Below are 12,777 nucleotides of genomic sequence, written 5' to 3'. Positions count from 1 at the left end.
ATCACATTTTAAAATGGTCGTTGATTTAACCATTGACCGCCATCCATTGTGATGCATTCACCGTTTATATAAGATGCTTCATTTGATAATAAGAATGCTGAGAGCGCTGCAATTTCTTCCGGAGTTCCTAATCGACCTAGTGGCACACTATTTAAAGTACGTTCAGCAGCTTCCTTTGATTCCCATAAACGATCAGCTCCACCTGTTCTTTCAATTGGACCAGGTGCGATAGCGTTTACTCTAATCCCATATTTACTGCCCCATTCAACAGCAAGTGTTCTTGTCATTGAAAGCACTCCAGCCTTTGCAGCAGCTGAATGAATAACACCTGCCCCGGCTCCCCATGCATATGTAGCCACCATATTCAAAATTGATCCCTTTACTTTTTTCTCAATCCAGTACTTTCCGATTGCGGAAGAACAATAAAATGTCCCGTTTAACACAATGTCTATTACGGCCTTCCAACCATTTATAGAAAGATTTTCAGCAGGGCAGATAAAATTCCCTGCAGCATTATTAACAAACCCATCAATTTTTCCAAATTTAGTATCAACGTGCTGAATCATTTCTGATATTTTTTCAGGATCTCTTACATCAAGTTGTATTGGAAGGACCTGTCCATCATATGTTTGAATCTCATTTTTCGCTTCATTCAGTTTTTCTAGTGTTCGACCAATTATAACAACCTTGGCACCATCTTCAGCAAACCGTTTTGCCATAGCTTTTCCCATCCCACTTGAGCCACCTGTAACAATAATAACATTATCCTTCATAATCATTTTCCCCCTTGTGTAATGAATGACCATTCATTCATATCTTAACATAATTACACTTCTGTTTCTATTCAAATAGTATGAAATGGTTCTTTAAATTGAAGCATGATATACTTATATTGAAGAATATTTTTTCAGGTACGGACGTAAATAAAAAAAATGACTTAATATATATGAATAAAACACGGAGAAATGGTTGGTAGAAACATGACAAAATTATATTCAAGAAGATCTTTTTTAAAGGCTGTTTTCGTAAAGTTTGTTGTTTTTTGATAAAAGTTGATAGGTAACAATTTTCTGATAAAATAAAATAGAGTGCAACTTCAAGAGGGTTTTATTCGTCTAATTTGAATATTAGAACAAGACGATTGGAGGTTTATAATATATGAGAAAAATTACTCTGCTTTTATCTTTAACTTTGTTGTCCGCTATTCTTTTTGGTTGCCAATCGGAAGATAGCACTACTACGGATGCGGCAAATACCAACGCTGAATTACAATCAGAAGGTGATGCGGAAATTACAAAGATTAGTATTTCTAAGTCAAAAGGAGTCAGTCCAACTGTTTTCGAAGAAGATAAAGATGTCGAAACATTTAAAAGTATTATTTCAAGTGCTGTAAAAGAAGACGGGATAGCGAATATGGCTAATCCTGAATATTATTTGGATGTCATCTACATAAATGAAAATAAGCAAAGTTATCATTTATGGATAGGTGAAAAAGGACAAAAAAGCACCTTAATGAAAACAGACGACACTCATACAATCTATACTGTTTCAGAAGAAATGACTGATAAGTTAATTGAGTTAATAGAATAGAAATTTAATGAGACCTCTTGCTTGAGGTCTTTTCTTATGCACATTTTAGCATTTCAACTGTTGTGTTATTCGATTTTTGACACGCTGAAATAAGCATTTGCTCCACTTGTTTTTCAAAGGATAAATGCTTGTCTATTTCAAGCCATCTGAACCAATAAAGGTAGTTGTCAAGATACTTTGTTGCCACACCTTGAAATCTTCGCATCCAAGTCTTTAAGCGGCTATGAAAACTATTTACATTTTGAATATGATAAATTCCCTTCTTTACTCGTTGTTTCTGTCGGTCATTGATAGGTTCGTGCTTTAATCCCTTCATTTTTGCGAATTTCTTATAGTTAGTCGCTGTATCAGTGCAAAGTAAAGATTTGGGGTCTATATATTTACCGATGGCAGTATCAATTTCATCTGCTTTAACACGACCTGTTCCAGCTTTCAAAGCAATAATGTTGTTATTTCGGTCTTGTGCTACAACAACGGCAATTTTTAAGTCAGAAATCCCTCTCTTTTCGTCTGGAGTCTTCCTTTTCTTAGGTTTACGATGGGTAACTTCACGACCTTTCATTGACTCACGAAAGAAGGTCTCGTCACTTTCAACGATACCTTGTAGTTGTGCAAAATCTAACGAACGCAGAGCATTCAGTATTTTATGCCTCCAATAGAAAGCCGTTGAGATGTGTATTCTAAGCCATTTAGCGATTTTAGGTAGTGTATATCCTTCGACCATCATCTCCATATATTTCACCCATTTATCAGGATAGCGAGAACCAGAGAATGGTGTATTAGTCATATCGTTAAATGTTTTATTACAGTCCTTACAAAGATAGCGTTGGCGAGTCTTGTATTTACCATTACGCTTTACAGATGTGCTTCCACAATGAACACAAGCCATACCACTGTTAAAACGAGTTTCACGAATTTGTTTCAGTAGTTTGGTAATCTTATCTGGTTCATCTGGAAAAAGGTCTCTTTTAAGAGCATTAAATAACTCTAACTGTTCTTCTGTTGTAAGCTCATTTGCATTTTCATACACATCCAACCACATACCGAACGCCTCCTTGAAATAGCATTATACCAAGCCTTTAACAGTATGGTCAAGAAAGCAACAATCTATGCGAAAACAGCCTTTTTAAAAGGTCTTCTTTCCTTTTCTTTTGCAAGCTTCTTAACAGCAGCAGGTGGTTATACATATGCCAGGTATATTGAGCCTACTTTTTTAGATAAAAACATTCTTTCACTGTCACATCCAAACATCCCAAAAGCATTCGAAGGTTTTAAAATCGTACAATTTAGCGATACACATTTAAGTGAATTTTTCACATTAGAACGACTAGAAACAATTGTGAAGGAAATCAATTCTCTTTCTCCTGATTTATTGCTTTTCACTGGTGACTTAATGGACGAACCAAATCAATATGAGAAAATAAATAAGATTGTTCCAGTTCTTGAAAAGTTAGAGGCACCATTTGGAAAATACGCTGTTTACGGGAATCATGACCATGGTGGTTACGGTACTGATATTTATCGAAATGTTATAACAATGTCTGGGTTTACATTATTACAAAATGAGGTTGCAAATATAAAAATGGTTGATGGTAGTAAAATAGCCATTGCAGGAATTGATGACCTTATGCTTGGGAAACCCAGTTATGATGCGACACTAGGAAATTTAAATAAAGATATGTTTAATATTCTATTAGCTCATGAACCAGATGCAGCACTTGAGTCAAAAAAGTATCCTGTTCACTTACAGCTTTCAGGTCATAGTCATGGCGGACAAATTCAACTGCCCTTTATCGGACCGCTAATTACACCACCTTATGCTACTGAATATATTGAGGGTTTATATGATGTGGAAAAGATGAAGCTTTATGTTAATAGAGGATTAGGCACAACTAGACTTCCGTTTAGGTTTTTATCTGTTCCAGAATTAACTCAGTTTACACTCCACTCATTAAAATAGGCTAAAGGATCTAATCCTTCAGCCTATTGGTGATTTCTTCGGGTGGGATTGGCTTGCTAAAGTAAAAACCTTGTCCCTTTTGACAGTTTAGCGTTTTTAAAAAATTCAACTGCTCCAACGTTTCAATTCCTTCTGCTACAACTAAGAGTCCTAAATTTTCGGCGATAGAAAGGATTGTTTTGACGATTGCCTCATCTTTTTGATCGGTTAACACTTCTCGAATAAATGATTGGTCAATTTTTAAGGAGTCAATAGGAAATTGTTTTAAATACATTAGAGAAGAATATCCTGTGCCAAAATCATCAATTGAGATAGCTACTCCAATTTCTTTTAACCTACTCATAATATGCAATGCTTCATCTACATTTTGTAAGGCACCTTCTGTAATCTCAAATTCAATTTGATTAGGATTTATATAATACTCACTAAATAAGCTCTTTATTTTTTCTACTAAATAAGGTTGTTCAAACTGCTTAGCTGATAGATTTATAGCTAGTACAATTTCACCTAAACCTTCTTTTTTCCATTGCATAAGCTGTTTGCATGCTTCCTCAATTACCCATTCGCCTATAGAAATAATCAATCCTGACTCCTCTGCAATGGGCACAAATTTAGCAGGCGAAACATTTCCTAAGTGTGAATTTTCCCATCTCAATAATACTTCATAGCTTACGATCTCATTTGTATGCAAGTCAACTTGTGGTTGATAATGCAATTTTAATTCATTGTTTCCTATAGACCTTCTTAGAGCAGTTTCCATAGATAATAACTCGTTGGTATTTTTATCCATAGCCTTATGATAATGTTGATATTGTGCCCTGCTGCTTTGCTTTACAACATATAGTGCTTTATCCGCATTCATGATTAATGAGTCTTCATCCTGACAATCATCAGGATATATACTTATACCTATGCTAATTGAAACATAGTATAAGTTGTCATTGATAGAAAAAGGGTCTTTAAACATATCCAGAATTTGTGAGGCAACCTTGCTTGCCGCTTCTACATTAGATGATGGCAAAACAATGATGAATTCATCTCCTCCATGACGGTATACATTAAATTCAGGAGAGTTTATACTTAACAGCCGTTTTCCAACCTCTATTAAGATTTGATCACCATTATTATGTCCAAGAGTATCATTTAACATTTTAAAGCGATCTAAATCCATAAACATTAAAGCCAAAGGTGTTTGATTTTGTTTAGAAATCTCCATTACTTTAGGTAAGTCTTTTTTTAACGCACTTCGATTATACAATCCAGTAAGAGAATCATGATATGCAAGGTGCTCAATTAGCTCCGCATGCTTTACCTTCTCTGTGATATCCCTTAATATAAAAAAGATTCCACTTACTGTTTCATTTATCATAATAGGCACAGTTTTATAATGAACATTTAATCTGTTTTGCTTTTGAATAAGAACCGCTTCTCCTTCAGAAGATTCTCCATTAATAGATCGTTGAAATGCATGTTGTATTTCTAGATGATAGCTGTATTCAAATAGCGAGAAAACGCTCACATTAATATATTCATCGTCTACCTTGAGTATTCTTTTAGCAGAATGATTAAACGAACAGATCACTCCATCATTATCAACTGATAAAACTGCATCCATATTGAAATCAACAAGTGATTTATACATTTGTTGACTTTCTATTAACAAGGTCTTTTCATGAACCCTTTCTGAAATATCTCTAGTTACACCAATAATATAAATAACATCGCCATCATCATTTTGTATTGGTGTTAAAATGGTTTCACCATATGCAAAATGGTTTTCATCAATTTTTACTCTATCTTGGAATGTGGTTGCCATTTTATGATTTTTCACAAATGTATATTTCTCATTTAATTCATCTGCACTCTTTGCAGGTTGGAGGTCGTAAAAGGTCTTCCCCGCATAATTATTGTCAAGCTTTGCTCTTATTTTCCCCATTTCATTCACAAATAAATAAGTAAATGAACCATCAATTTCAACCTTCATAATAAATATCAAATCATTGATATGCTTTAAAATAATTTGAAAAATAAACGATTCAATTACTGATAGCTTTTTGTCGTTATTAAAGTCTTTTTTTAAGTTTAAAAAATCGGTCATCCCCATCATCCTGTACATGTCTATTTATAATGTTTAACAATAAAATAACTGTGGTAACTAGTTAATTTTGCTTGGTCCCTAGCATCTTTAATTTAATAGTACCATAATGTTATCATTTAACAACTGCTCCCCAATGAGTTGTTAAAGAATTACCTATCATAATTGAAAGAATACTTCCAACAATGGTTATTAGTAGATACAAAATAAAATATAAATATTTTTTCTCTTGAACTAACTGTATAGCTTCTATACTAAAAGTAGAATAAGTAGTAAAGCCCCCACAAAACCCTGTGGCTAGAAATAATAGAATGTTTCCGGGTGTGACATTGATAAACAAACCTAATAAGAAAGCTCCTAAAAGGTTTATTAGCATGATTGAAATAGGTATTGAAGATTTGAACGTACTATTAATGTATTCACCTATTAAATATCGTACTGATGCACCCAAAGCACCACCAATTGCTACAGCTATCATGACTGAGCCTCCTTTTTCACTATATTACTTGCGATTTTCATACCTATTAGTACTAGTAAGAAACTTATAATTAGAGTACATATAAGGTAGAAAATAGCATGATGTATCGGCATTGTCGTTAATTCCAAGCTTAAAGTTGACATCGTTGTTAATCCTCCACAAAATCCTGTACCAAGAAGTAACTTCGACTTCTTATTATCTACCCGATTTGTAAAGAAGACCGTGAAAAAACCTAATAAAAAGCTACCTATTATGTTAACTGTAAACGTAGAGAATGGTCCATAAGAGTGAACGAAAGAAAACATATATCTGAGTATGGAGCCTATTGCTCCTCCGCTTGCAACAATTAAGCTATTATGAAATTTTTCTTTCATCATAAGATTCCTTTCCTCCTAATCTCTCTAAAAAGAGCAACTTCCTCTTATTATCTCAAAAGAAAGTTCCTTTTCAAGAAAAGGAAAGGACCTTCAGTTAGTCATTTGAAGGTCCTGCTTTTTTTATGTTATTTATTCTTCATCTTCTAGAACACGATAAGCCTGGCCAAAAAGTAATAATTGGCTATCGATCATTGGCTCATCTTCAACCTCACGAGTTACATAATGATACACACCATCTTTGTCCTGCTCTCTTGCCTTTACATTATCAGCTAAATTTGACATTAGGACTTGATTTAAGCGTTTCTTGATTCGACCATCAAAGATAGGAAATAAGATTTCAACTCGCTTCTCCATATTTCTTGTCATCATATCAGCGGATGATAGGAATGTTTTTTCTTCTCCATTATGGTGAAAGAAGTAGATTCTGCTATGCTCTAAAAATCTACCAACAATACTGCGAACCCTTATATTTTCACTTACTCCTTTTATTCCTGGACGTAAACAGCATGTTCCTCTAATAATTAAGTCAATTTTAACTCCAGCGTTTGAAGCTTCATAGAGCTTTGTAATAATGACTTTATCTGTTAAAGAATTCATTTTTGCAATAATCCGTCCATTTGAAAATCTTTTGTGGAAATTAATTTCATCATCTATAAGTTGAATAAAATCCTTACGAATGTCAAAAGGTGCTACAGATAAATGATGAAACTCAGGCTTTTCGGTATATCCACTTAAATAGTTAAAGAAATTTGTGGCATCAATACCAAATTTCCTTTTTGATGTAAGCAAGCCCATATCTGTATATATTTTTGCTGTTTGATCATTGTAATTACCTGTTCCAAGATGAACAAATCGCTCAATTCGGTTATTTTTTCTTCTAACAACGAGAGTTATTTTACTATGAGTTTTTAAGTATGTCATCCCATAAATAACGTGACATCCAGCTTTTTCAAGCTCCTTAGCCCATTGGACATTATTTTCCTCATCAAATCGAGCTTTTAACTCAACGAGAACTGTTACTTGCTTCCCATTCTCAGCAGCACGCATAAGCGCCTCAATAATAGGAGAATCACCACTAACCCGATATAAAGTTTGTTTAATCGCAAGCACATCTGGATCATCTGCTGCATCAGAAATAAATTCTACAACAGGCTCAAACGATTCATAAGGATGATGCAAGAAAACATCTTGTTCTGAAACTTTTTCAAAAATATCTTCATCTGAGCCGATATCGCGTGGAGGCTGGGGAATGAGTGTTTCAAACAAAAGGTCTTCTCTAATTTTAGAAATTTCTTTTGCAAAACCAAATAAGTATGTTAGATCTAGAGGTCCATCTATTTCATATACATCTTTTTCATGAATTTCGAGTTCTTCTGTAAGATAACGTAAAATATTACGATCAAATCCTTGTTTTTGGATTTCCAGCCTAACAGCTGCTCCCCATTTTCGTTTTTTCAGCTCTTTTTCAATTTCTTTTAATAAATCACGAGCACCTTCTTCATGAATCGTCATATCTGCATTTCTAGTGATCCGGAAAACAGATACAGAAACCACCTTATATCCTTTAAAAAGTTTATGGATAAACCTGCTAATAATATCTTCAAGCAACACAAATTGAGTAGCTCCTGAAGAAGAAAGTTTAACAAAGCGATCTAAAACAGAAGGAACTTGAACAATAGCTGTTTTATAGCGATTTTCTTCATATTCATCGTTATCCTCGATAACAATAGCAAGATTTAAGCTTTTATTTAAAAGCATTGGAAACGGCCGATATGCATCAACAGCCATTGGAGTAAGGACAGGGAAAATTTGTTCGTCAAAATATTCCTCAAGAATTTGTAGCTGCTCAGAAGCTACTTCTTCCATCTTTAATAACTGAATCTCTTCTATATCAAGATTTGGGATCAGAAGGTGATTATAAGCTTCATATTGCATTTCAACAAGGCGGTGAGTTCGAATGCCTATTTGGTTAAGTTGTTGTTTTGGGGTCATCCCAGCCTTATTTTCCGGCTTATTAAAACCTGCTTTTACTTGGTCTTTTAATCCCGCTACACGAACCATGAAAAACTCATCTAAATTTGAACTAAATATCGCTAAAAATTTTAACCTTTCTAGTAAAGGGTTACGCTCGTCTAGTGCTTCTTCCAAAACTCGTTCGTTAAAAGCAAGCCAGCTTAGTTCTCTGTTGTTATAATATAGCGGACTCTGTAGATCTACAGCGTTTTTATTTATTGTATTCATTTTAAGCCACCCTTTTTCGACAAATATCTATTGTTTACATGATAGCACTATGGTACTACTCAAATTGTAAAATTTATGTAAATTTTTATTAATTTTATGTAAATAATAGTTAGCTTATGAATAAATTTAGACAATACCAAACTTAGATAAATAATGATTAGCATAACTTCCTCTAACAAGTTGTTATTAAAACTTAACGTACATTCGACATTTACTATCAACAGTGATCTATCTTTTTATTCTTCAACAAAATGAATAGATATTGACCTTTTCAATACTTTTTCCAAATGTTTCTTCTGCTTTTCAACTTGATATTGCTCTGGCTTCCAATCTCTGTTACATGTAACATCGAAAACCAACTTCCCCTGCTCAAGCTTCAAATCAAGGGATCTAATAATATTTCTTTTCGTCGCATTTAAACTATATGCAAATTTTAGTATAGCTCCTAACATTCTATACTTTGCTAACTCATCTTTTGTGAACCAATCACTATATGAAGAAACATATCTTTTGAAATTTGTTTTACTTGTATAAGAAGCAATCAATGCGATAATAATCCGATCTCGGTGAAGCAATCCATCAATTGTTCTATTAGCTAGAAGGTAGAAAGTATGTTGACTGCTTGATTCCGAGTCAATATATGAACCAAGGTCATAAACAAATGCACCTCTTTTAAGTAATAGCTCATCTTCTTTATTAAATGAAGCTAATTCAGCTTTACCAAGAAGAGTAGTTATCATTAATGCATTTGTAGTTACATGAAAAACATGGTTTAAGTTAATGCTGTAATCTGTTGCCAATTCATAAAAACTCTCTTCAATAACATTAGGGAAAATACTTATTCCAAATTCCTTTGTAAGTTCCTCAAAGAAAACACCATCTCGCAAACCTTTTTTACTTAATGCAAACTTATTTGTGTTTACAACCTCCACTAAACAAGAAAACACCTCAACAGCAGGAATGATAATATCTGCTCGGTCTTTAGAGAGCCCTTCGACTCGTTGTAACTCTGAAAACGTTAATGACTGAAGATATTGGTTGATTTCATTAATGTCCTCATTATTCATTAAATATTGATGAACACCTGCAATTGGGTATCCGATACGTTCTTGGTGTATTTGAACCATATTTCTCGCGCTTCCTCCAATACCGATAATTGGAAGCTTTCTGTTATTTACCCAATCAAGTGTTTGAAACTGTTCATATATAAACGCTCTTAACTTTTTTAATTCATCCGGAGTTGGAACGTCACCTTTTATAAATTGTTTTTTTAAAGATAGCGCTCCAAAAGGAAAACTGTGATAACTTATTAATTTTCGATTGGCAAAGTACGTAAGCTCTGTACTTCCTCCACCAATATCAATTGTAATACCATGATCAAAAGGTGTTGTATTAACTACAGCTAAATAACCAAAATAGGCTTCTTCATACTCTGATAAGATTCTAATCACAAAGTCAGTCTCAGCTTTTACTTTTTCAAGAACTGTTTGCTGATTTTTGGCTTGGCGGATTGTAGCGGTGGCCACACATTTTACCTCATCTAATTTATGATGATTTGTTACCTCCTTAAAACTAAGAAGCGTGTTAATTAAAATTGACATTCCTTCGTCCATTAACACTCCCTCATCTGATAAATAGTTTCTAAGACGTGCCACTACCTTTACATTTTCAATTTCTTTTAATCTTCCGCTTTTCTCCCGTAAGTAAATAACAAGTCTCATTGTATTTGATCCGATATCAACTATTGCATATTTTTCTTGATTCAATTTCAACACCCTTACATATATAAATTACATACAACTGTGTGAATAAAGTATTAAACATTTATTTGATATCTTACTGTAAACGTCATCTTTTAGGAATAAATTAATGTACATTATACCATATCCATACATAAGTTATATTGATTTCTTTTTTCACAAAAATCTCTGTATAACAGTGTCTATTATAAATGGAGGTATTAACATGATTCATATTGTTAAACAAGGAGAAAGCCTTGCCCTGATAGCTGCTAATTACCGAACTACTATAAATAAGCTATTATCAGCAAACTCAATTCAAAATCCTAATATTATCTATATTGGACAAAAAATAACGATTCCAGGTTTACCTAATCCTGATACCATTCCTTATTCGATTCAAATATCTATATCCAATAAACGTTTAACCCTAAACAGAAACGGACAAGTTATGAAAGAATACCCTATTGCCGTAGGGAAAATAGTTAGTTCTACACCTGTAGGAGATTTTGTCATTGTAAATCGGGAACCAAACCCTGGTGGACCTTTTGGGGCAATGTGGCTTTCCTTGTCTAAAATCCACTATGGAATACATGGAACAAACAACCCATCTTCTATTGGTAAAGCCGTTTCACAAGGATGTATTAGAATGTACAACAGCGATGTTTTAGAACTAGCTTCACTAGTTCCTAATGGTACTAATGTAATGATAAGACCTTAAGATTTTATTAAGATTTTGTAATTTACGTATCAAAACTTTATTTGTTACCTTATAATGACAATTGTAGATATGGACGAAGAAAATAAGGAGCGAACAAATGAAAATTTTTCGTAATCGTAACTTTGTTAAATTATTCTATGCTGCCCTTTTTTCGCAAATGGGTACAACAATAGGAAATATGGCTTTTGCCTTTTATTTACTGGATCATTTTAGTCATCAGCCTTCTTATGCAACAATAGCAGAGCTGATGTATTCATTACCTACCATTCTCGTTTTTTTCATCGTTGGAGTTGTCGCAGACAGATTTGATCGTAAGAAAGTAGCTGAAAATTGTGACTGGATACGCGCAGCTTTAACCGTTATCTTATTTGGTTCACTTTTCACTAACTCTATCCCTCTTATTTTTCTGGTACTTTTCTTAAGAAGTGCTGTAACAAAATTCTTTTTCCCTGCTGAAAACAGTCTTGTTCAAGGGATTTTAAACAAAGATCAATATGCACAAGCAGCTGGACTAAATCAAATGCTTTTTAGTATTTTTATGGTGTTTGGAGTCGGCATAGGTGCAGCAATGTATAAAACAATCGGAATACATGGTGCAGTTGCTGTTGACTTTGTAAGCTTTATTATCTCTGGCTTACTTATTAGGTCATGTCAGATACCATCTTCTGCAAGACTTCCTAATGGAAGGTTAGAATGGAAAGATGTTAGTATTAAATCTTCATTTGTCGATTTTAAAGATGGAATACTTTATATTATTAAAAATCGACTGTTAGCTTCTTTAATCTTTGGCTTTTTTGTTTTTGGTTTTTTTAATGGAGCATTTGCTATCTTACCTATGTTTACAATGAAATATGAACTCTCACCTACAAACTATGAATGGTATGCATCCCTTTTCGCCATTTCATTAGGTTTAGGATTATTAACAGGAAGCGGTCTGGGAACATTAATTGCCTCAAAGTTTAAGCCACATCAATTAATGATCTTTCCAATCTTTCTAACAAGTTTGCTCGTTTTCTTTTTAGGTTTTACAGATAGAATATCGATCTTTCTTATTATCGTGTTTATTATTGGGACATGCTTAGGTCCAATTAATATAGCAATTGGCGGCTGGATGCCTAAAATTGTCCATCCTAAACTTATGGGCCGTGTTAGTGGATGGATTGACCCACTAATGATGTTTGCACAATCTATGACATTAGGTCTTATTGCACTTTTATTCCCAAAAATCATTGAGGAAATTGATTTACTCTATTACGGAATTGCCGCTATTATTTTACTAGTTTCCCTCTTCTATGCCTTCACACTTCCAAAATTAAGTGAGGCATTTGAGAGAAAGCAAAGAAGATTGAATCATAAAGCTAATGCAAATATCACCTCAATCTAAAAAGGATGACTTTCCCAAAGAGTCATCCTTGTCTCTTATCCCCTTAATATTTATCATTTCTAGCCGATATATATGGTGACACTTTATTCTTTACCACTTATGTTAGGTTGTGAGCAAATGCGACATACGATATTTAGACATTTTTTATTGATTCTACTTAGAAACTATATATTTGGCTCCTTACTTGCAGTA

At 33.7% G+C, this 12,777-nt stretch carries 11 protein-coding genes; 4 read left to right on the top strand and 7 right to left on the bottom strand.

Annotated features, from left to right (window positions below; translation table 11 throughout):
• Positions 1 to 8: 8 nt before the first annotated feature.
• Positions 9 to 773 carry a 2,4-dienoyl-CoA reductase gene (fadH, locus tag LPC09_RS08380; RefSeq protein ID WP_098798011.1) on the bottom strand — a complete coding sequence of 255 codons (765 nt, stop codon included), beginning with the start codon at positions 771 to 773 and terminating at the stop codon, positions 9 to 11.
• Positions 774 to 1,158: 385 nt separating this feature from the next.
• Between fadH and LPC09_RS08375 the strand changes: the two genes are divergently transcribed.
• Positions 1,159 to 1,590 carry a YhfM domain-containing protein gene (locus tag LPC09_RS08375; RefSeq protein ID WP_098795656.1) on the top strand — a complete coding sequence of 144 codons (432 nt, stop codon included), beginning with the start codon at positions 1,159 to 1,161 and terminating at the stop codon, positions 1,588 to 1,590.
• Between the two features lie 34 nt (positions 1,591 to 1,624).
• Here the strand turns inward: LPC09_RS08375 and LPC09_RS08370 are convergent, their stop codons facing one another.
• Positions 1,625 to 2,632, bottom strand: a complete 1,008-nt coding sequence (locus LPC09_RS08370; protein WP_098795657.1) for an IS1595 family transposase — start codon at positions 2,630 to 2,632, stop codon at positions 1,625 to 1,627.
• A 45-nt stretch (positions 2,633 to 2,677) separates the two neighbouring features.
• On the opposite strand from LPC09_RS08370, the gene LPC09_RS08365 reads away from it, so the two are divergent.
• Positions 2,678 to 3,550 (top strand): metallophosphoesterase, encoded by an 873-nt coding sequence (locus tag LPC09_RS08365; RefSeq protein ID WP_231309412.1) that lies wholly within the window; start codon positions 2,678 to 2,680, stop codon positions 3,548 to 3,550.
• A 10-nt stretch (positions 3,551 to 3,560) separates the two neighbouring features.
• Here the strand turns inward: LPC09_RS08365 and LPC09_RS08360 are convergent, their stop codons facing one another.
• The 5 genes from LPC09_RS08360 to LPC09_RS08340 all read right to left on the bottom strand — a co-directional run bounded on the left by LPC09_RS08360 (position 3,561) and on the right by LPC09_RS08340 (position 10,462).
• Complete coding sequence (locus LPC09_RS08360) at positions 3,561 to 5,648, bottom strand: bifunctional diguanylate cyclase/phosphodiesterase (protein ID WP_231309411.1); 2,088 nt, start codon at positions 5,646 to 5,648, stop codon at positions 3,561 to 3,563.
• Positions 5,649 to 5,760: 112 nt separating this feature from the next.
• Positions 5,761 to 6,123: a fluoride efflux transporter CrcB gene (gene crcB / locus LPC09_RS08355; protein WP_098798008.1), complete on the bottom strand. Its 363-nt coding sequence runs from the start codon at positions 6,121 to 6,123 to the stop codon at positions 5,761 to 5,763.
• A complete protein-coding gene (locus LPC09_RS08350) occupies positions 6,120 to 6,500 on the bottom strand; it encodes a fluoride efflux transporter FluC (RefSeq protein ID WP_098798007.1) in 381 nt (126 codons plus the stop codon). The genes crcB and LPC09_RS08350 overlap by 4 nt, the downstream gene beginning before the upstream one ends.
• A 129-nt stretch (positions 6,501 to 6,629) precedes the next feature.
• Entirely contained in the window at positions 6,630 to 8,741 is a 2,112-nt protein-coding gene (locus LPC09_RS08345; protein WP_098798006.1) for an RNA degradosome polyphosphate kinase, read from the bottom strand.
• Between the two features lie 236 nt (positions 8,742 to 8,977).
• Positions 8,978 to 10,462 carry a Ppx/GppA family phosphatase gene (locus LPC09_RS08340; RefSeq protein ID WP_098798090.1) on the bottom strand — a complete coding sequence of 495 codons (1,485 nt, stop codon included), beginning with the start codon at positions 10,460 to 10,462 and terminating at the stop codon, positions 8,978 to 8,980.
• 244 nt (positions 10,463 to 10,706) lie between these two features.
• Between LPC09_RS08340 and LPC09_RS08335 the strand changes: the two genes are divergently transcribed.
• Together LPC09_RS08335 and LPC09_RS08330 are read left to right on the top strand one after the other, a co-directional pair.
• Positions 10,707 to 11,201, top strand: a complete 495-nt coding sequence (locus LPC09_RS08335; protein WP_098798005.1) for a L,D-transpeptidase family protein — start codon at positions 10,707 to 10,709, stop codon at positions 11,199 to 11,201.
• 97 nt (positions 11,202 to 11,298) lie between these two features.
• On the top strand, positions 11,299 to 12,585 hold the full coding sequence (locus tag LPC09_RS08330; protein WP_098798004.1) for an MFS transporter: 1,287 nt from the start codon (positions 11,299 to 11,301) through the stop codon (positions 12,583 to 12,585).
• The last annotated feature ends 192 nt before the right edge of the window (positions 12,586 to 12,777 follow it).

The organism is Metabacillus sp. B2-18 (assembly GCF_021117275.1).
Taxonomy (GTDB): domain Bacteria; phylum Bacillota; class Bacilli; order Bacillales; family Bacillaceae; genus Metabacillus.
Note: the sequence above shows the minus strand (reverse complement) of the source record. Positions and strands in the feature narration are given on the sequence as shown.